18 protein-coding genes are annotated in these 18,937 nt (G+C 44.8%); 13 read left to right on the top strand and 5 right to left on the bottom strand.

Annotated elements, in window-relative coordinates; translation table 11 throughout:
• The first annotated feature begins 161 nt into the window (after positions 1 to 161).
• From MSG34_RS01695 to MSG34_RS01655, 9 genes are all read left to right on the top strand, one after another.
• Positions 162 to 968 (top strand): FRG domain-containing protein, encoded by an 807-nt coding sequence (locus tag MSG34_RS01695; RefSeq protein ID WP_248336106.1) that lies wholly within the window; start codon positions 162 to 164, stop codon positions 966 to 968.
• A 264-nt stretch (positions 969 to 1,232) separates the two neighbouring features.
• On the top strand, positions 1,233 to 1,670 hold the full coding sequence (locus MSG34_RS01690) for a nuclear transport factor 2 family protein (protein WP_248336105.1): 438 nt from the start codon (positions 1,233 to 1,235) through the stop codon (positions 1,668 to 1,670).
• A gap of 48 nt (positions 1,671 to 1,718) precedes the next feature.
• On the top strand, positions 1,719 to 3,185 hold the full coding sequence (locus MSG34_RS01685) for an FAD-binding oxidoreductase (protein ID WP_248336104.1): 1,467 nt from the start codon (positions 1,719 to 1,721) through the stop codon (positions 3,183 to 3,185).
• A gap of 120 nt (positions 3,186 to 3,305) precedes the next feature.
• The gene (locus tag MSG34_RS01680; protein ID WP_050620488.1) at positions 3,306 to 4,307 is read left to right on the top strand and encodes a TRAP transporter substrate-binding protein; all 1,002 of its coding nucleotides are present in this window, start codon (positions 3,306 to 3,308) and stop codon (positions 4,305 to 4,307) included.
• A gap of 164 nt (positions 4,308 to 4,471) precedes the next feature.
• On the top strand, positions 4,472 to 5,014 hold the full coding sequence (locus tag MSG34_RS01675) for a TRAP transporter small permease (protein WP_248336103.1): 543 nt from the start codon (positions 4,472 to 4,474) through the stop codon (positions 5,012 to 5,014).
• Between the two features lie 37 nt (positions 5,015 to 5,051).
• On the top strand, positions 5,052 to 6,392 hold the full coding sequence (locus MSG34_RS01670; protein ID WP_017064290.1) for a TRAP transporter large permease: 1,341 nt from the start codon (positions 5,052 to 5,054) through the stop codon (positions 6,390 to 6,392).
• 11 nt (positions 6,393 to 6,403) lie between these two features.
• Entirely contained in the window at positions 6,404 to 7,324 is a 921-nt protein-coding gene (locus MSG34_RS01665) for a cache domain-containing protein (RefSeq protein WP_050620489.1), read from the top strand.
• Positions 7,325 to 7,560: 236 nt separating this feature from the next.
• Positions 7,561 to 8,133: a malate synthase gene (locus MSG34_RS01660; RefSeq protein ID WP_017064292.1), complete on the top strand. Its 573-nt coding sequence runs from the start codon at positions 7,561 to 7,563 to the stop codon at positions 8,131 to 8,133.
• 486 nt (positions 8,134 to 8,619) lie between these two features.
• On the top strand, positions 8,620 to 10,227 hold the full coding sequence (locus MSG34_RS01655; protein WP_248336102.1) for a BCCT family transporter: 1,608 nt from the start codon (positions 8,620 to 8,622) through the stop codon (positions 10,225 to 10,227).
• 215 nt (positions 10,228 to 10,442) lie between these two features.
• On the opposite strand, the gene MSG34_RS01650 is transcribed toward MSG34_RS01655, so the two are convergent.
• Entirely contained in the window at positions 10,443 to 11,369 is a 927-nt protein-coding gene (locus MSG34_RS01650; RefSeq protein ID WP_248336101.1) for a M14 family metallocarboxypeptidase, read from the bottom strand.
• A 174-nt stretch (positions 11,370 to 11,543) separates the two neighbouring features.
• On the opposite strand from MSG34_RS01650, the gene MSG34_RS01645 reads away from it, so the two are divergent.
• Entirely contained in the window at positions 11,544 to 12,449 is a 906-nt protein-coding gene (locus MSG34_RS01645) for a DUF808 domain-containing protein (protein WP_248336100.1), read from the top strand.
• Positions 12,450 to 12,602: 153 nt separating this feature from the next.
• Here the strand turns inward: MSG34_RS01645 and pyrC are convergent, their stop codons facing one another.
• Both pyrC and MSG34_RS01635 read right to left on the bottom strand, forming a co-directional pair.
• A complete protein-coding gene (gene pyrC, locus MSG34_RS01640; RefSeq protein ID WP_248336099.1) occupies positions 12,603 to 13,631 on the bottom strand; it encodes a dihydroorotase in 1,029 nt (342 codons plus the stop codon).
• A 192-nt stretch (positions 13,632 to 13,823) separates the two neighbouring features.
• Complete coding sequence (locus MSG34_RS01635) at positions 13,824 to 13,982, bottom strand: YqaE/Pmp3 family membrane protein (RefSeq protein ID WP_008215717.1); 159 nt, start codon at positions 13,980 to 13,982, stop codon at positions 13,824 to 13,826.
• Between the two features lie 218 nt (positions 13,983 to 14,200).
• Between MSG34_RS01635 and MSG34_RS01630 the strand changes: the two genes are divergently transcribed.
• Entirely contained in the window at positions 14,201 to 16,057 is a 1,857-nt protein-coding gene (locus MSG34_RS01630) for a hybrid-cluster NAD(P)-dependent oxidoreductase (RefSeq protein WP_248336098.1), read from the top strand.
• A gap of 101 nt (positions 16,058 to 16,158) precedes the next feature.
• On the opposite strand, the gene nadE is transcribed toward MSG34_RS01630, so the two are convergent.
• A complete protein-coding gene (gene nadE / locus MSG34_RS01625) occupies positions 16,159 to 16,989 on the bottom strand; it encodes an ammonia-dependent NAD(+) synthetase (protein WP_048610691.1) in 831 nt (276 codons plus the stop codon).
• A 109-nt stretch (positions 16,990 to 17,098) separates the two neighbouring features.
• Between nadE and MSG34_RS01620 the strand changes: the two genes are divergently transcribed.
• A complete protein-coding gene (locus MSG34_RS01620; RefSeq protein ID WP_248336097.1) occupies positions 17,099 to 17,620 on the top strand; it encodes a nicotinate-nicotinamide nucleotide adenylyltransferase in 522 nt (173 codons plus the stop codon).
• 27 nt (positions 17,621 to 17,647) lie between these two features.
• Positions 17,648 to 18,133 (top strand): hypothetical protein, encoded by a 486-nt coding sequence (locus MSG34_RS01615; RefSeq protein WP_248336096.1) that lies wholly within the window; start codon positions 17,648 to 17,650, stop codon positions 18,131 to 18,133.
• 133 nt (positions 18,134 to 18,266) lie between these two features.
• Here the strand turns inward: MSG34_RS01615 and MSG34_RS01610 are convergent, their stop codons facing one another.
• Positions 18,267 to 18,893: a hypothetical protein gene (locus MSG34_RS01610; protein WP_017067957.1), complete on the bottom strand. Its 627-nt coding sequence runs from the start codon at positions 18,891 to 18,893 to the stop codon at positions 18,267 to 18,269.
• Positions 18,894 to 18,937 lie beyond the last annotated feature (44 nt).

Here is an 18,937-nt window from a genome sequence, read left to right as displayed (position 1 = left end):
ATAGAGACTTATTAATAATTATTATGAGTAACTTTTAAATAGTAATTATCGATAAGTCGATAGAGTTCTTAGACTTTAGTATGTGTATTTCATTACATGTCAGTTTTTAACGAATAAATTTTAATTTAGTTATTTATATTGTCGAGTGGTTGGAACCAAGTATGAACAATAAACGTTATATCAGCACGCTCGAAGAACTGTATAAGATAATTGATTCATTAATGAATGAATGCAGTGACCAACGTGGTTTGATGTATAACGTGTGTGATTATGAAAATAATAATCTAATGCCAAGTTTAGGCCGTTCCAATCGTAAGAACATACGCCGTGTCGAACAAGAGTTGCTTTCAACTGTGAGAGTTTACGGTGGTCACTCGCTGAGCTCACACGACATAAATGACTGGTTATTGATGTGTTTAGCCAAGAAACAGGGGTTTCCAACACGTTTACTTGAGTGGACAGATAACCTGATTAATGCGCTGTGGTCTGTATGTCATAGCCAAAGTAAAGACTGTATCAATATTATTAAAGCCATTGATTATCATAAGGTTAGTGTTTTTAACTCACCATGTGACTTCAATAAGACTCAGATATTCAATGTGGCTGATTGTGATCAGCAAGAGCAACGAAAAGATAAGTGGTATTCCATTCACCCATTTAAGGAAGGTGGCAATGATGCCATTCAGCCTTTGTACGATGAGAAAGAATATTCAAACGGTCTAGTGTCCGTTCATATTCTTCCATCAGCGAAAGTAAACCTGATAAAGGAATTAATCTCCATGAATGTTTTAAATGAACCGACAGAATATATTGAAGAGACACTGACTGATTTAAAAAATGAAGCCCATGTAGATAGCAATCAAGCAATGAATAAAGGTGAGGGTAATATCGAATTACAAGTTAATACTCATGATCGCCAGCTTGAGCAGTATGGCCGAAAGTACCATCAAGATTTTGATTTCGACTAAAGTCTAATATTTCTACTGATTTTATTTAGAGCTCATATAAATCTAGTGATTACGAGATAAATAAAATTAGAACACTAATTAATTTATAAAAAGATGAAATCTGTGAGCTTAGAGATTGTTTATAACCTAACTCGAAGTTAGAGTGATGAGCCTTGTTATCAAGTTGTTAAATTTTCACAGATCTAGTTTTAACACTCTAATAAAAAAGTGGCGCAAAGCTACTGAAATTTAAACCAATAACGAAAACATAAAGGATTCTGGAATATGAATATGCAAACCAATGCGGCGACATTCGTGCTGGAAAACCAAGTCGATACCGCCTTTTTACAGTCTTTCAGTGAGGCGTGGAATAACCATGATATTGAAGCACTCATGTCTTTCATTACAGAAGACTGTGTATTCCACACGGTGGCAGGAGAAGGCTTGCTTGGAAACACTATCGAAGGGTACGAAGCGGTTCGAAATAGCTTTGAATTGGTTTGGCAGAACTTTCCAGATGCGGCTTGGAGCGACCCTGTCCACTTTGTATGCGGTGACCGTGCTGTGAGTGAATCAACGTTTTCTGCGACGAACCCGGATGGCAGCGTCATCGAAGCTCGTATGGTTGATGTGTTTACCCTGAAAGATGGAAAAATCAGCGTAAAAAATGCCTTCCGTAAAACACGACCTCTTTTAACTCCCAGCAATACTCCCAAGAGCTAGACACGAAATCGCAACCCGTTCACGTGTTATGACTAGGAGAGTCGAATTATGAGTTTAGTAATGGAACAACCGGCAGCCGATGTGCCGCCAAAGGTGAAAAGCACCCAAGCAAAAGAAAGTACCCAAGCAAAAGACAAATACGATCCAAAATACGATCCACTTAAAGACAAGATCCCAGGTCACGGTAAGGAATACGCACCAACGTATTGGGTAGATACGGCAGGCGCGCCACCTGAAGATGATGGTCCAATTACATCGGATATGGATGTTGATGTGGCGATAATCGGTTCAGGTTACACAGGCCTAAGTACCGCGATACACCTTGCTGAAATGTACGGTATTAAAGCGACTGTGATTGAAGCTAACCGTATGAGTTGGGGCTGCAGTACCCGAAATGGTGGTCAGGCTCAGTGTGCGTCAGGACGCTTAAAACGCTCTCAGTGGATTGAACGCTGGGGACTAGAAACCGCGCTGAAAATGCACCGAGAATGCGTAGATGGCATGAACACCTTTAAGTCTTTAATCAAAGACATTGATTGTGACCCGCAGCCGGGTGGTCACTTATACGTCGCTCACCGTCCAAAAGTGATGGCAACACTAGAGAAAGAAGCCAAGTTGCTGCGTGAGACGTTCGATTACGATGCGCAGATCTTAGATGCGGAAACCGTAAAGCGAGATTACGTTGGTGACCAAGAAGCGGCAGGCGCAATGCATGAGCCAGAAGGGATTGGTATTCATGCAGGGAAACTTGCGTTTGGCTATCTAAGAAAGGCGAGAGCACTCGGTGTAAAAGTTCACCCAGCAAGCCCTGTAATGGGGTGGGAAACACGCAACGGTGTGCATTACCTAAAAACGCCCGGCGGTGTTGTGAAGGCTCGTTCTGTTGGGGTTTGTACCGGTGGATACACTAGCCAAGGTTTGCATTCAGAGCTTAAGAATCGCTTGTTGCCGGTACTGTCTAATTCGATGGTGACGCGTCCGCTAACTCAAGACGAAATCGCCACGTGTAACTTCAAAACCAATCAGGTGATTACGGATACCCGAATCCTGCGCCATTACTACCGTCTGCTACCGGATAACCGAGTCCAGATTGGGACGCGCAGTGCCATCAGTGGCAAGAACGCACCTGAAAAGAAATATGAAGACATGTTGAGAGCGGATTTAACTCGAAAATTCCCGTCTCTCGATCAAATCAAAATCGACTATTCATGGTGGGGCTGGGTGGATGTTAGCCACGACATGATGCCGAGAATCTATCAGCCAAATCCAAAGCAATCCATCTTCTACGCGCTGGGTTATGGCGGTAATGGCGTGATGTATTCCGCTCAAGCAGGTAAGCGCCTCGCTCAGTGGATCGCAGGTGAAGGCCACAAGTTGGACTTGCCAATATTTGAATCAAAACTTCCGTTCCCCAACGTGAGGGAAGTGGTGGAATCAGAGATGTTTGCACCGTTTCGCAGAATGGGGCAGCGGTTCCTTTATCAGTGGTATTCGTTAAAGGATGAAAAGCTGTAATCGCGACTCGAACATTGTTTCCAAAATAGGGAAATAGAACTACGACCGGGAAAGTTGTACCAGGTCACCTTGTGAGCAAAGTACAGGCAGGAAGTCTGTACGATAGGAAAGGTTAAGACTATGAAATTTATTAAAAATAAAATTATTGCTGGTGTCACCATTGTAGCAACAGCGGTGCTATCTCATACCGCGGCAGCAGCGAATTTTAAAATGGCTATCGGCGATGCTGCTGGTGGCACGCAGTGGGAATTGGCGACATCGTTTTCTGAACTGATGGAGCAAAAAACAGATGGTAAAGTGAAAATCGATTTGTTCCCGAATGGTCAATTAGGCAATGAGCAAGATACCGTCAACGATGCGGCAATCGGTCTTCTCGACTTCTCTGTACTGGCGATCAACAACGTAACCCCTTTCTCTCCAACTGTTGGTCTATTGACCATGCCTTACGTGATTCAAAGCGCAGAAGAAGCGGTTCTACTGACTCAAGGCCAAGTCGGCCAAGACCTCGTCGATAACACGATTCGTGATGCTGGCGTTCGCATCGTTGGTTGGGCTTATTCAGGCTTTAGGGTTTTGACTAACTCGAAAAAGCCAGTCGCTTCGCCAGAAGATCTTAAAGGGCTAGTGATTCGTGTTCCTCGTAACGAAATCATGATTGCTTCTTACCAAGCATGGGGTGTAAACCCAACGCCAATGGCATGGTCTGAGACCTTTACCGGCCTGCAACAAGGCGTGGTTGATGGTCAAGATAACCCTTACATCACTGTGCATGCGATGAAGTTCAATGAAGTACAAAAGTACGTGACCAACATTCGCTACATCTTCTCGCTTGAGCCGCTAATCGTCAGTGAAACGGTCTTCCAACAACAGACTCCAGAGATGCAAAAGATCATTCTTGAAGCGGGTCAGGAAGCGACAGAGCACAGTTTTGCTTATCTAGAAAATACGGAAAACAAAATCCGTGAAGAGCTACAAGCAAAAGGCATGGTCTTCACCGATCCAGCAGATAACGAGCAAGAGTGGATCAGCAAGGTGACTAAGTCAGTTTGGCCTAAGTTCTACTCAAGCATTGGGGGCAAAGACAAGCTAGACGACGTTCTTGAGTTACTAGGTAGAAAGTAACGATTAGATTCGCCCTATCTGCTGTTCTCCGCTACTTAATCACCTAGCGATAGAACAGCGAGATAGGGCATTTACATGGCTTTACTCGTTGATCTGTTCTGTACCTGATCTTTTTAGGACCGTGAGCGACTGGTTGTCATGTGGAAATCAACATTGGAGGTTATATGTCAGTCGCTAAAACAATAAAAAAGCACCTAAACAACATTGAGGAATATACCTGTTGTCTGCTGCTCGCAAGCTTTGTCCTATTGCTGTTCACACAAATCATTACTCGTCAGTTCTTTGATTACTCCATACCTTGGGGTGATGAAGTAGCCACTTACATGTTCGTTTGGTTTGCTTACTTGGGAGCGGTTGTAGCGGCCAAAATGTCGGCTCATAACCGAGTGAGCTTTCACTTCAAATTCTTTCCGCCAATCGTGCAAACCGTTAGCGAAGCCATCGCTGACTTCTTATGGCTCTGCTTCAACGGTTACTTTGTTTACCTCAGTTACGACTTCGTGTTTAACAAAATGAACCTGTTTTGGAAATCTCAAACCACAGGCATCCCGATGAAGTATTTCTACATGATTTTACCTATCGCGTTTTCCCTAATGATGATTCGAATTATCTGGAACAACTACGAGCGTTTATTCAAAGGCGCAACCAACGAAGATCCAGAAGTCAAAGAGCTGCGAAAAATGACGGCACAAAAGTCAGCGCAGTAGTCATCACAGAGAATAGTCGTAATAGAGAGATGTAATAATGGAATCCTATTTAACTCTAATTTTATTTGGTGGCTTCTTAACCCTGTTAATTCTAGGTGCACCAATCACAGTTTCACTGGCCGGCGCTTCAATGGCGGCCTATATGTTGCTCGACAAAAATCCCATCGCTTTAGTACAAATAGCGTTTACCTCGGTGGGTAACTTCCCATTAATGGCGCTGCCAGCCTTTGTTCTTGCTGGCGCATTAATGGAGGCGGCGGGGATCTCCAAACGTCTGGTGGATATCGCCGAAAGCTTGGCCGGGCCCGTAACGGGTGGCCTTGGCGCGGCAACGGTAATGGCGTGTCTTTTCTTTGGTGCTATCTCAGGTTCAGGCCCTGCAACAACCGCAGCGGTAGGCATGTTGATGGTGCCCGCGATGGTTAAGCGTGACTACGATAAGAGCTACGCATCGGCAGTAACAGCCGCATCAGGTGGCTTGGGCATCATCATTCCGCCGTCCATTCCTTTGGTTATCTTTGGCATTTCTGCGATGGGCTTAATGGCACCGCCAGAAGCCATTGCTCAGCATGGACAGTTTGCTTCTTTGTCTATTCCAAAACTGTTTGTTGCTGGGGTTGTGCCGGGTTTCATTATGGCGTCGACGCTGGTGGTCACTAACTATTTCATAGCTAAGCGTGAAGGCTATAAAGGGCTTACCGAAACATGGTCGTTTGGTGATGTAAGGCATTACTTGCGTCGCGGTTTATGGTCGATATTAGCGCCATTTTTGATTCTTGGTGGTATCTACAGTGGCATGTTCACACCAACAGAGTCTGCGGTCGTAGCTATCTTTTACTCGCTGTTCGTGGGTGTGTTTATTCACCGAGAATTGTCGTTCAAAAGCGTGATGAAATCTTTGTCGACCACCACATGGATCACCGGACGCGTATTGTTAATCCTCTTTGCTGCCACTGTGTTCGGACGCCTGTTGATAGAACAAAAAATCCCAGTTGTTGTGGCGGAATCGCTACTTAGTTTTACCGACAACATGTACATGGTGTGGGCACTAACGATTACCTTGCTGCTGTTCATCGGCATGTTCATGGAAACCTTGGCGGCGATCATGATCATTGTGCCAGTGCTACTGCCAATCATGTACATGTTGGGCGCCGATCCTACCCATGTTGGTATCGTGGTGGTGTGTACGCTCTCGATAGGTTTTGCCACACCACCGCTCGGTGAAAATATCTTTGTCGCCTCGGGGATCGGTGGCTCTACGGTCGAGCAGATCACCGCGAAGATCCATCCCTTTGTACTTGCATCTGTCGTAGGCGTTTTCGTTATCGCTTTCTTCCCACAAATCACGCTTTGGCTACCTTCCTTAGTCGGCTATTAGGAGACACAACGATGAATCTATCCAGAATAATCCTTATTGGCTGCGCCTTGTTTGCTGTGGTTAGCGGCATTGGATTGCGTGCCGAGCATTCAGAAGTCGAGAAAGAGATTAAGCCAGTCAATGTGCTCGACATTTCTGAGCCACATGTGGTCAGTGACGCTGAAAGGAGAGCCAAAACCTTGTTGGCGAAAGCGGTGGTGCACGTTCAAAAAGAAGGTGATGACAGCGTGAAAGACTTCATGAGTGACGCCGAATATATAGACGGTGAGCTCTATGTGTTTGCTCTTGGTATTGATGGCCAATTCCTTGCTAGTGGCGGCTCTTCCATGGTGCTGGTGGGCGACAGCGTTTTGGATACCCAAGACGTTTACGGCAATCCTTTTTTTCGTGAAATGATCACCAAAGCGGTACACAACGGCTTTGGTCAGGTGAAGTACCACTGGACTAATCCTACTGACCGAATGGGCGAACCTAAAACCACTTTCTTCGAGCGTGTCGGCGATGTAATCGTGGCGGTGGGGTATTACCCAGAACGTTCCAGTGCTGCAGAAGCTAAGCGATTATTGGCGAGAGCCATGACCGCAATAGTAGAGTCTGAGCAAGACAGCATTACTGAGTTTAATGATACCGAAGGCCGCTTTGTAGAAGGGGACTTGTATGTGTTTGTGATGGATATGAGTTCAGGAAAGCTGCTCGCACATGGCGTGTCTCCTGAGCTTGTGGGACGTTCACACAACGAAATTCTAAGTCCTGACGATAAGCCAATTCTCACTGAGATGTTAAATCTAGCCAAAGAAAATGGTCGTGGAGTTTACACCTATCGATGGTTAAATCCGCTGTCGAGCAAAGTGGAAACTAAGCACACTTACTATCGAGTTATCGATAACAAGTTGGTTGGGGTGGGTTATTACACAAATTCAAACAACACGTAAATGCGTTTCTACGGAACCCTCAACCCAGTTAAATAAAGGGCTGGGGGCTCGAAATGCCGGTTTGTGTAAAAAAGCAATTTAGTAAAATTCACACTGTGTAATTTTTGTTGTGAAATTGTTTCAAAAATAACAGTAGTATGAAAAACATGGAAACCACACAGTAAAGAACAATTTTGAAAAGGGTCTATTGGGATGTTTGACCTAAATGAAATTTAAAGCCGTACGAGGGATAGACTATGAATATGCTGACACTAGACAAAACAGAACTTCACAGAAACCATTCAACATTTATTGCTGAAGCTGTCTTTGCCGTCGAAATGGTGAAAGCAGACAAGCAACTCGAAAAACAAAAAATGGCGAAACAGTTGCTTGATACTCTATTTCCTCTAGAGACGGGTTCACATGAAGATGTAGTGAGCTACGAGATCGATTACCGACATGTTCAGGTTTACTTCAAAAATGGTGAACATACTGGACTGAAACGCGCTAAACACTTTGTGGCTTACACAGGTGATAAATCTAAGCCTTCAGCAATCCTATTCCGTGATGAAAGCGGTACACACGTTGAAGTGACAATCGGCGCTCGTAAAGGCACTGGCCGCCTTGAGTTGGTTGATATTCAAGATATCCAATTAGAGACGTGCACCACGTTTGGTCAAACTGAGGCGAGCCGTTCTTCTGGCATCCGTCACTGGGTGAGCTTAGTAAAAGGCGATGAAAGTGGCCGCCCGAATGCATCAAGTGAAGACAAAGAGTTCACGGCGAAAAATGGTGAAGACTATAACCTCGGTTTTTGCTTCGCAATCTAACGAACTGTCTTTGAAATGTGCAGTGCTGATCTGTGAGACGCAGCACTGACATTTGAGTACTGATTTCTCTTTTACCTTTGGTAACTTTCCCCGCCCCTATAGCGGGGCTTTTTTATTAGAGCTATAAGTAAATTGGGTGATTATTAAAATTATCTGAAAAAAGTTTGGATGTAATTTTACGGTGCGTCATTTTAATTTAAATTGTTGTATTTGAAGGTTTTTATTCTTTTATTTTATTCTGTTTTTATTGGGTTAACTGTCACTATCAACGGCGGTTTGTGTGACTATTGAGCTAAAACTCAGTCAAAATGCTTTGAGCTGTGCTATAATGTGCGCCTTGGGATTGAGCCAGTAAGTCCATTTATCACTAACTATTGTGATTTTTATTGCCTTTTATTTAGGCGGTTCGGCGAGCCAATCAAGTAGTAATTGGATACGGAGAGCGTCCTTATATTCGTTGATTCGGATATGCGAACATCATAATTTATGAGTTTTAAATCAAAAAAATACAGTATTGATTCTACTGACTATCAAGTTGGTCAAGATAACGTCAGTAAATGGGGCATGGATGTCCATAACACAGTCTTCGTAGCCTCAGTAGGCTTATCTCTTCTCTTCATCATCACTCTTCTTGCTCTTCCTCCTGCAGATGCCAAAGCTGCGATTGATTCTATCAAGGGTGCTGTTTTATCAAAGTTTGACTTCCTCTTTATGTGGGGAGCCAACGTCATGTTAGTTTTTGCCGTTATTCTTGCATTCTCACCTTTGGGTAAAGTTCGCTTAGGTGGCGAAGACGCGACTGCGGACTATTCAATGTCATCTTGGATTGCGATGTTATTCGCAGCAGGTATGGGTATTGGACTTATTTTCTGGGGTGTTGCAGAGCCAACCGCGTTCTTCTCGAACTGGTTCGGAACGCCACTCGATGCAGAACCGTTCACAGCAGCTGGCCGTGAACTGGCACTCGGTGCGACCGTATTCCACTGGGGTTTCCATGCTTGGGCTATCTATGGCATGACGGCACTTTGCCTTGCGTATTTTGTTTACAACAAAGGCTTACCGCTATCAATGCGTTCTGTGTTCTACCCAATTTTGGGTGAGCGAGTATGGGGCAAAACGGGTGATGTAATTGATGTACTAACGGTACTGGTTACTCTGTTTGGTCTTGCGACTTCACTAGGCTTAGGTGGTACACAAGCAGCAAGTGGTATCAGCCACGTGTTTGGCTTGGACAACAACATCTTCCTTCAGCAATCTATCATCGTTCTGATCATGGGCTTAGCGATCATCTCTGTACTACGTGGTATGGACGGTGGTGTTAAATTCCTAAGTAACCTGAACATGGTTATTGCGTTTGTATTCCTTGGTCTGATCGCTGTTCTGAACTTCACAACTGTGCTTGATTCTGTCGCGACTGCTGTGACGGGTTATGCGAAAAACATCATTGCATTGAGCCAAAGCTCTGGCCGTGAAGACACAACATGGCTGCATGGCTGGACTGTATTCTACTGGGCATGGTGGGTTGCGTATGCACCATTCTTCGGTATGTTCGTAGCGCGTATTTCTAAGGGCCGTACGGTTCGTGAATTCCTACTTTGCGTATTGATTATACCAACACTGGTAACGTCTGCTTGGATGTCTATCTTTGGTGGCGTGGCTATCGAGCAAGTGATCAGTCATGTAGGGCAACTTGGCCTCGACCAAGGCATCACAGACGTATCTCTAAGCTTGTTCTATATGCTAGATGCTTACCCGTTTGGTAGCATTCTATCGGTTATCGCTGTAGCACTGATCATCGTATTCTTCGTTACAACTTTAGACTCAGGTTCTATCGTTATCGATGGCATGACGGCGGGTGGTAAGCTTGAAGTTCCTGTTAAACAGAAAGTGGTTTGGGCGGTTATCTCAGGTGCTATCGCAATGGTGATGTTGTGGATTGGTGGTACTCAATCTATCCAAGCACTGCAATCGATCACGATCATTGCTGCACTGCCGTTTACTATCATTCTTCTGATTGGTTGTTTCAGCTTGTTGAAAGGTCTACTCACTGAAGTAGATAAAGGACAAACAAGCGTTAGCGAAACAGCGAAATAAAGTAGCTAAGCCGCTGAGTAAGTCATTAGGTAATTAACGACTTATTCCAGAGGAAGCGTTATTTCAAAGCTCTCTTGCACCGTGTGTAGGGGAGCTTTTTTATGCCTGAGAAGAAATGACAGGTAAGAGAAAGAGCAAAAAAAGAGCCACAAGCGAATCGTCACTTGTGGCTCTTTTTAGTTTTAGGGCTTAACTCTAGGGTACTAGCTATTAGCTTACGCGTTTAGTTCGTGTTGAATTACGTAATCCAAAGCACCGACTACCGCAGCAACTTGAGCGTCGTTACACTCTTCGTCTGTCACTTTGTCGCTGTCCGGGTACACCTCTGTGGTTGTACCGTACTTACAATCAGTCACACCGCCACATAAGCCAAGCTTCTTCATTGGGTAGTTAATCACACCATGTTGGGTAACTTCAGAACCAATGATCTTGCCGTCTGCATCTGCTGGCGCAATGTGCGTTACTTTTTCAACTGAAGCAATTACCGCCGCTTGGAACTCAGGCTGTGGATTTTCTGTATCGCCAACCGTGTAGAAACCGTCTGGGATCATACCTTCGATGTACTCAATGCCATCACGAGCAGCAAGTGCAGGGCGGAATTCTGTCTCATCAGAATCTGTTGTTTCATGTAGATCAACGTGAACCAACACTTCTGGTAAAGAAGCGACTAATGCACGTAGGTTTGCTGATTCTTCTGCTGGCGTACCGTCGTAGAAAGAGCGGTTTGGATCGACAGCATTTGGGTTCCAACGGTTGATGACTTCGTAACCCCAAGGGCTCACACAAGGTGCAACAACAATGTTGAAGTGCGCTGAGTATTGTTCTGCTTGAGTTGCGGCGAATTTGATCGCGCCATGCACACCACTGGTTTCGTAACCGTGAACACCACCCGTTACAAGGATCGTCGGTTTTGATGCGTCCCAGTTTTTGCTTTTGATTGCAAAAAGCGGGAAGCGAGCTTCATTGTAGCTCAGGGCGCCGTATTGCTCGATGTCAAAGCGGTCTGCCAATGCTTGGATTTTTGGCACAACTTCTTGCTGGTATTCACGCTTAACAGTTCTTTGAGCGAACCATGCTTGACGTTCTGCTTCTTGCCATTTTTGTCCTGGCTCACCGATTGGGTAGGAGTATTCACTTTTCATCTATACTTCTTCTTTTATGTTCGCGAAAGATGAAGACAGACTAGTCCTGTCTAGCTGAGACGGCAATAGAAAACACAACTTGTGACTCTATTTTTTACAGACTCATAACTTTGATGAGTGGATTGATGGTGTTACATTTTATCAATTGTTTAATCCCTTAAAAGAGACCATAAAATGGCTGGAGCAAGTTTATTAACGCTACTGGATGACATTGCAACTGTGTTGGATGATGTCGCACTGATGTCTAAGGTCGCAGCGAAAAAAACCGCTGGTGTGTTGGGGGATGATTTAGCGCTGAACGCTCAGCAGGTATCCGGTGTTTCTGCTGAACGAGAAATCCCAGTGGTATGGGCGGTTGCCAAAGGCTCATTTAAAAACAAGCTGATTTTGGTTCCCGCGGCATTATTGATCAGTGCCTTTATTCCTTGGCTGATCATGCCTTTGCTTTTAATTGGTGGTCTGTTTCTTTGTTTTGAAGGTGCCGAGAAAATCTTAGAGAAGCTCTTTCCTCATGCTCATCAAGAGGCTGAAAAGGGAGAGGACACAAGTACTGGTGAATCTATAGAGGAATATGAGAAGAGAAAGGTCGCAGGCGCGATTCGTACCGATTTCATATTATCCGCGGAAATCATCGTGATAGCACTGGGCACCGTGACAGGTACAAGCATCCTTACTCAGGTTCTTGTCGTGAGTTTGATTGCGGTTGTGATGACGATTGGTGTTTATGGCTTAGTGGCAGGGATCGTTAAGTTAGATGATTTAGGCTTCTATCTGCAGCGAACATCGAACGATAGTGCCATTAAAACTCAATTGGGTAACGGGCTAGTCGCGTTTGCGCCCAAGTTAATGAAGACGCTTGCTGTGGTCGGCACCGCGGCGATGTTTTTGGTTGGCGGTGGCATTGTGGTTCACAATGTTCCTGCGATTCATCACTTAATTGAGCCGATTATTATGGATTTTCGTGGACATACGATAGCGACAGCGGTTGTTCCAACGCTACTGAACGGTGTTATTGGTGTCTTAGCTGGACTGATCGTCGTTGCTGTTTGGACTGTGATTGGAAAAATTCGCGGTAAGTAATCGCGCATTATTGATTTTAATAGACTCCTCTTTCCCCTAAACGAAAAAGGGGCACCATAATCATTTTGGTGCCCCTTTTAATCTAATGGGTCGTGTTTAATTAACACCACGCTCTTATTTTGCAATATAAGCGCTTATTTACCGATTAAGCGTTTACTTTACAGACCAAGCAATCGTCTCGCCGCCACGGATTGGCACAACGATGTCTGAACCGAAAGGCATGGTCTCAGCAACGTTCCACTCTTCTTTAACAAGAGTGATGGTGTCCGTGTTACGTGGAATACCGTAGAAGTCAGGGCCGTTGTGGCTTGCAAACGCTTCTAGGTTCTCAATCTTACCTTCTAAGTCGAACACTTCTGCGTACAGTTCAACGGCAGCGTGCGCTGTGTAAGAACCCGCACAACCACATGCTGACTCTTTTGCACCTTTTGCGTGTGGTGCAGAGTCTGTACCCAAGAAGAACTTCTTGCTGCCGCTTGTTGCAGCTTCGATAAGCGCTAATTGGTGAGTGTTGCGCTTCAGAATAGGAAGGCAGTAGAAGTGTGGCTTAATGCCGCCAACTAACATGTGGTTACGGTTATAAAGCAGGTGGTGAGCGGTGATGGTTGCCGCTACGTTGTCATTCGCGTTCTTAACGAAGTTTGCTGCATCAGCGGTTGTGATGTGCTCAAGAACAATCTTTAGGTTAGGGAAGTCGTTCACAATCGGAGCTAGCACTGTGTTTAGGAACTGCTTCTCGCGGTCGAAGATATCAACATCGTGAGTGGTTACTTCACCATGAACCAGCAGCAACATATCCACTTCTTGCATTGCTTCTAACACGTGGTAAATCTTTTGTGCTGACGTTACACCTGAATCAGAGTTAGTCGTCGCGCCTGCTGGGTAAAGCTTTGCTGCCACTACTGCACCAGACTCTTTCGCTTTGCGAATTTCTTCAGGTGTTGTGTTGTCTGTCAGGTAAAGTGCCATTAGAGGCTGGAATTGCTCGCTTGGCTGCTCTGCCATGATGCGTTCACGGTAAGCTAAAGCCATTTCGGTATCGGTTACCGGTGGGATGGTGTTTGGCATGATTAACGCTCGACCATTGTAGCGGCTGATATCGCGCACTGTATCTTTTAATACTTCGCCATCGCGTAGATGAACGTGCCAGTCGTCAGGACGAGTAATCGTAAGTTGTGTCATTGAAGGCTCCCACCATTTGAAGTGTTATGTAGTTGGAGCCTAAACTCGGCGAAATCTGTGAAAGCAATCGCTTACGTTTAGGCGACAGGATGATAGTGGAAAAGCACTTTCATTTCATCCTATTTTTAACTCTTCAGGGCTAGGAGCTTGTTTTTATAGCGTTTTAATTCGGTATTTATTTTTGGATACGGGTTAGCGAGTCGCCACCCAGAGTCCGTGGATCATTCCTGGTACCCAAAAGAAGAAGGTCAGGACGATGTTAATCAGCAAATCTTTACCTGCACCACGAGCGAAGAACACACCAACAGGCGGAAGCAGTACACATAAAATGATAATGACGAGTTTGTTCATGATAAATCCTTTTTATTCAATGAAAGTTCAATGCGGTAACCGTGTTCACATTATAGAACGTATGGAGAGTGTTAATGCATTGCTGTCTTAATGTATACAAGGCAGTGATTTAAACATCTCAAGATATTAGCTTAGTATCAAGTGTTTAATGCCTGCCAGTTTATCTATTTATAACCATTTGTTAGCATTGGGACAAACAACAAAACATTGGAATCGTTATGTCGCAGTCACCTATAGATCGAAAGGCTTCAGAGCAAGCTCCTTCCTTATCTCAAATCAACGTGTTTCCGGTTAAATCAGTGGGTGGGATTGCACTCTCTTCTGCTTGGGTCGAAAAACAGGGTCTTACCTTCGACAGACGTTTTATGTTGGCGTTGGCTGACGGCTCAATGGTGACGGCGCGTAAGTACCCTAAAATGGTCAAGGTGTCTTCAAGCTTGCAGCCAGACGGTTTGATTTTTACTTACGAAGGCAAAGAGCCGCTGCGCCTGAAATATGCAAACTTCAAGATGCAAGAAGCGCCTGCAACAGTGTGGAAAGACAGCTTCACAGCGTATACCACCAACGACGAGGCGGATGATTGGTTCAGCGATGTACTTGGTGTTCGCGTAGAACTGCTGTTCTGTGGTGAGCAATCAAATCGTATTCGAGAAAAGCTTGGTCAGAATGTCAGTTTCGCTGATGGCTATCCAATGTTGGTGATCAGCCAAGCCTCTCTCGATGAGCTTAATCGCCGCAGCCCTGAAGTTCATTCAATGGATCAGTTCCGCACTAACTTTGTTGTTTCAAATACAGAAGCCTTTGCCGAAGACGGTTGGAAGCGTATCCGAATTGGTGAAGTTGAATTCGAAGCGGTGAAGCCTTGTGAGCGCTGTATCCTAACGACAGTTGATGTTGAGAGCGGCGAATTCAGAGCGACAAAAGAGCCTCTTAATACCTTCTCTACATTCAGAGCCAACGAGCGTGGTGGCGTTTTCTTTGGTCAGAATCTTGTGGCGAAAAATGAAGGTCTGGTGAAAGCGGGTGATGTGGTTGAGGTACTTGAAACCAAAGAGAAAGAACACTATGAAGACACTTGGGTAGAGTCACTGCACTTAACTTGCGTCGAGCGTGAAGAGATCGCTCGCGACTTCACGACGTTTTGGCTAGAGCCAGCGAAAGAGAACCATTCATTACCAAGCTATCAGCCGGGGCAACATTTACCGATTGAGATGGTGATTGATGGCGAAAAAGTGTCTCGTCGTTACACGCTATCTTCTAGTCCTTCACGCGCAGGTCGTTTAGCGATTTCTGTAAAGCGAGTGGACGATGGTCAAATCTCAAACTGGCTCAATGATCACTTCCAAGTCGGTGACACGCTTGTTGCTCAAAATCCAGATGGCGCTTTCTATTTAGAACAAAACCCTAAGCACCCACTGCTGCTTTTGTCTGCGGGTAGCGGCATTACGCCAATGTTGTCGATGCTTCGTTATTTAGCCGACCATGCTCAGATTGATGATGTGGTTTTCTATCATCAATGCAGCAGCGAAGAAGATATCCCTTATCAAGCGGAGATCGATCAAATTGCCAATGAACATGCAGGGCTGAATGTCATCTATTCGCTAAGCCAACCAACGAAAGAGTGGGATGGTTTATCAGGACGTTTGAGCGTGTCTCATGTCGCTAAAATCGAAGAGCTACACAAACGCCAAGCATTCGTGTGTGGCCCTGATGGCTTTATGGACAATGCTAAGAAACTGTTGATTCAAATGGGGCTTAATCCTCAGCATTATCATCAAGAAGCGTTTGGTGTTACTCAGTCTACGGAAGAGGCGGTAAAGCAGCTGCAGTTAAGTGTGAACGGCTACCTGTTTGAAGGTAATAACCAGTCAACCCTGCTAGAGCAAGCTGAATCGGCCGGTGTGTCTATCGCTTCAAGCTGCCGTGCTGGTTTCTGTGGCGCTTGTAAAGTGACCCTTGAGTCTGGGCAAGTTCACCAACCGGATGTGCCTGCATTGCAAGAACATGAACGCAATATGGGTCAGATACTGGCGTGTTGCAGTGTGCCTCAAACCGATATCGAAGTTGTTGATTAACGACGCGTTCGGTCAAAAGGAAAAGCACTAAATAGAAAAGGCCGGAAGTTTGTGAATGAGCTTCCGGCCTTTTTGATTCTGAGACTAATTCAAAAAACTAATTAATCGTAGATCGTTGGGATTGGTTGACGCTTGTGCTGTGTTGCTTTGTAGATGCTCACTAAGCGATCGGATACGTCTTGAGAAACGGCTTTGCCTTCAAGGAAATCATCGATCTGATCGTAAGAAAGGTTCAATGCTGCTTCATCGGCTTTCTGTGGGTCAAGCTCTTCTAGATCAGCGGTTGGTACTTTCTTAACCAGTAGCTCTGGAGCGCCCAGTGTTGCTGCTAGTTCACGAACTTGACGCTTGTTCAGGCCGAACAGAGGTGCTAAATCACATGCGCCGTCACCGTGCTTAGTGTAGAAGCCCGTGATGTTTTCCGCTGAATGGTCAGTACCGATTACAAGACCGCCAACGTAACCTGCAATTTCGTATTGTGCGATCATGCGAGCGCGAGCTTTCACATTGCCTTTCACAAAGTCGATTTTTGCTGAATCTGTTGGTAGCAAGCCTGTGCCTTCTAAAGCAACGTGAGATGCAGCGTGAAGCCCATCAACACCCGCTTTAATATTTACAGAAACAGATTGAGAAGGCTGAATGAAAGAAAGAGCAAGTTGCGCTTCGTCTTCATCTTTTTGTTCACCGTAAGGCAGGCGAACCGCGATGAATTGGTAGTCGTTGCTACCAGCGCTTTCATTTAGGCTATCAACGGCCATTTGTGCTAAACGGCCACAAGTTGTCGAATCCACACCGCCACTGATACCAAGGATCAGAGACTTGCAGCCTGACTGCTGAAGTTTCGTTTTGATAAAGTCCACACGACGAGTCACTTCGAAGTGAGGGTCAATTGAAGGTAGTACGCGCATTTCGTCACGAATTAACTGTTCCATTCGTATTCCTTTCCTGCAAGCAAATTAAAAATCTAGTGTTATCATACCTAAATCATCCGATTTAAAAACCTCTTTGCACAAGCTTAGAAAGAGAAGGCAGTAATTAATAATGGAAAAAATAGCCATTTTCGGTAGTGCGTTTAATCCACCGAGCTTAGGGCATAAAAGTGTGATTGATTCGTTGGCTCACTTTGACAAAATTCTACTCGTTCCAAGTATTGCCCATGCTTGGGGAAAAGAGATGCTAGACTTTGATACGAGATGTCAGTTAGTTAACGCATTTATTAGCGATCTTTCACTGGATCAAGTGGAGCTTTCTTTGATCGAAAAGAGCCTATTTATCCCAGGTGAAAGCGTCACGACTTATACGGTGCTCAGTGAGCTTCAAAAGTTACATCGTGACGCTGAACTGACATTTGTTATTGGCCCAGATAACTTCTTTAAGTTCTCATCTTTCTATAAATCAGATGAGATTACCGAGCAGTGGTCTGTAATGGCTTGCCCTGAAAAAGTAAAAATTCGCAGCACAGACATACGTAATGCACTGATAAGTGGAAGCGATGTTGCAAAACTGAGTACAAAGTCAGTTACAAAGATGTTGCAAGATAGTGGACTGTATCAGATAATGTAAGTTCACTAATCAAGAGGTCAGAGGACTATGCTAAAGAGCGCGATACCAGCGACGTTGATCATGGCAGCATGCAGTATGCCTGCGTATGCTGAGTGTGATTTTTTTAGCTTAGATTCGATCATGCTGACTTCTGATGAAGGTGACAACTGTCTAGATTTCTCTACCAGCATCGAGTCTTTTGGCCAACGTATGATGGAAATCAGTGGGCTGAGCGATGATGAACCTGAAAGCACACCGGACTATTGGTCTGATTGGGTACTTCAAAGTAAAGACTCGCCATTGCTGACACAAAGCATTGAGTCAAACTATGTTGGCTTGGGTATGTGGTTTCCTGAAGACCTTGAAGATGAGCAGTATGATATGTCGACTGAAGAGTGGTTGATGAATCATGGTCTTCAACTCAGTATCGGTTTTGGCGAGAAAGTAGAAGGGCAGCCGCGTATGCGCTTTGATTATCGTTGGCATGACTCACGTGACGCCGACCTAATGATGCAGGTTGAGTTGCCATTCTAGACAGGTAGTGACATAGATAGATTGCTATCTACGTCTAAATGCTAAGAATTAAAAAAGCCGCAAGAACTGAGTTTTTGCGGCTTTTTAGTATCTGGCTTGCTAGTTTAAATACCAGCACTCACTTACCGCCAAGCTATAAATCTTCACCAAAAACAAGCATACACAGTTGCTCGAACTCTTCTTCTTTACCTGAGAACAGATCATCAATCACAAGTGAACGTTTCTGGCCTGACTGCATGCGTTTCTTCGCTTCTCGCATCACCATCACCAGAGTGTGCTCTTGTGGCAGGTTTGAATCATCAATGTTCCATTGATTGAATCGCTGAGAAAGAGCACTTTCGCAAAGCAGGGGTTTAAACGACAACACTTCTTGCTTCAAGACAGAAAGCATATCTTTAAACGCTTGTTCCGTATTATTGGCATTGGAAGCACGAGCTTTGGTTTGCTCTAGCTTTTCTAGTAGCGCCGAAGAGAGGTTAGTTTGCGTGATGTAACCCGCTTGTCTTGGGAATGAATCCGTCAAACGAACAGAAAAGTCGACGCGATTAACCTGAGTGTTTGGAAAGTAGGTCAGTGACGTTAGGCAGTCGTGTGGAATCCAGACGCTTTGTCCTGGTTCAACGGCATACTCTTGTTTGCCTAACTTAATCAAAACCAAGCCACTTTGAACCGATACAAGGCTATGTTTAAGTACTTTCTTGCGTGGTGTGATCACCAAGTGTGAAAAGTAAGCCGATGTATATTCAATAGCGAAGTTCATAGATAGTACCTTAATTTTGGGGCGTCAAGATTACCGTTAATCTT

Source organism: Vibrio sp. 1CM2L, assembly GCF_023161695.1.
Lineage (GTDB): Bacteria > Pseudomonadota > Gammaproteobacteria > Enterobacterales > Vibrionaceae > Vibrio > Vibrio coralliirubri.
Note: the sequence above shows the minus strand (reverse complement) of the source record. Positions and strands in the feature narration are given on the sequence as shown.

What these genes read in the sequence shown, in the direction of transcription:
- MSG34_RS01695 (WP_248336106.1), top strand. Translation starts at nt 162, where the DNA reads ATGAACAATAAACGTTATATCAGCACGCTCGAAGAACTGTATAAGATA.
- MSG34_RS01690 (WP_248336105.1), top strand. Translation starts at nt 1,233, where the DNA reads ATGAATATGCAAACCAATGCGGCGACATTCGTGCTGGAAAACCAAGTC.
- MSG34_RS01685 (WP_248336104.1), top strand. Translation starts at nt 1,719, where the DNA reads ATGAGTTTAGTAATGGAACAACCGGCAGCCGATGTGCCGCCAAAGGTG.
- MSG34_RS01680 (WP_050620488.1), top strand. Translation starts at nt 3,306, where the DNA reads ATGAAATTTATTAAAAATAAAATTATTGCTGGTGTCACCATTGTAGCA.
- MSG34_RS01675 (WP_248336103.1), top strand. Translation starts at nt 4,472, where the DNA reads ATGTCAGTCGCTAAAACAATAAAAAAGCACCTAAACAACATTGAGGAA.
- MSG34_RS01670 (WP_017064290.1), top strand. Translation starts at nt 5,052, where the DNA reads ATGGAATCCTATTTAACTCTAATTTTATTTGGTGGCTTCTTAACCCTG.
- MSG34_RS01665 (WP_050620489.1), top strand. Translation starts at nt 6,404, where the DNA reads ATGAATCTATCCAGAATAATCCTTATTGGCTGCGCCTTGTTTGCTGTG.
- MSG34_RS01660 (WP_017064292.1), top strand. Translation starts at nt 7,561, where the DNA reads ATGAATATGCTGACACTAGACAAAACAGAACTTCACAGAAACCATTCA.
- MSG34_RS01655 (WP_248336102.1), top strand. Translation starts at nt 8,620, where the DNA reads ATGAGTTTTAAATCAAAAAAATACAGTATTGATTCTACTGACTATCAA.
- MSG34_RS01650 (WP_248336101.1), bottom strand. Translation starts at nt 11,369, where the DNA reads ATGAAAAGTGAATACTCCTACCCAATCGGTGAGCCAGGACAAAAATGG.
- MSG34_RS01645 (WP_248336100.1), top strand. Translation starts at nt 11,544, where the DNA reads ATGGCTGGAGCAAGTTTATTAACGCTACTGGATGACATTGCAACTGTG.
- pyrC (WP_248336099.1), bottom strand. Translation starts at nt 13,631, where the DNA reads ATGACACAACTTACGATTACTCGTCCTGACGACTGGCACGTTCATCTA.
- MSG34_RS01635 (WP_008215717.1), bottom strand. Translation starts at nt 13,982, where the DNA reads ATGAACAAACTCGTCATTATCATTTTATGTGTACTGCTTCCGCCTGTT.
- MSG34_RS01630 (WP_248336098.1), top strand. Translation starts at nt 14,201, where the DNA reads ATGTCGCAGTCACCTATAGATCGAAAGGCTTCAGAGCAAGCTCCTTCC.
- nadE (WP_048610691.1), bottom strand. Translation starts at nt 16,989, where the DNA reads ATGGAACAGTTAATTCGTGACGAAATGCGCGTACTACCTTCAATTGAC.
- MSG34_RS01620 (WP_248336097.1), top strand. Translation starts at nt 17,099, where the DNA reads ATGGAAAAAATAGCCATTTTCGGTAGTGCGTTTAATCCACCGAGCTTA.
- MSG34_RS01615 (WP_248336096.1), top strand. Translation starts at nt 17,648, where the DNA reads ATGCTAAAGAGCGCGATACCAGCGACGTTGATCATGGCAGCATGCAGT.
- MSG34_RS01610 (WP_017067957.1), bottom strand. Translation starts at nt 18,893, where the DNA reads ATGAACTTCGCTATTGAATATACATCGGCTTACTTTTCACACTTGGTG.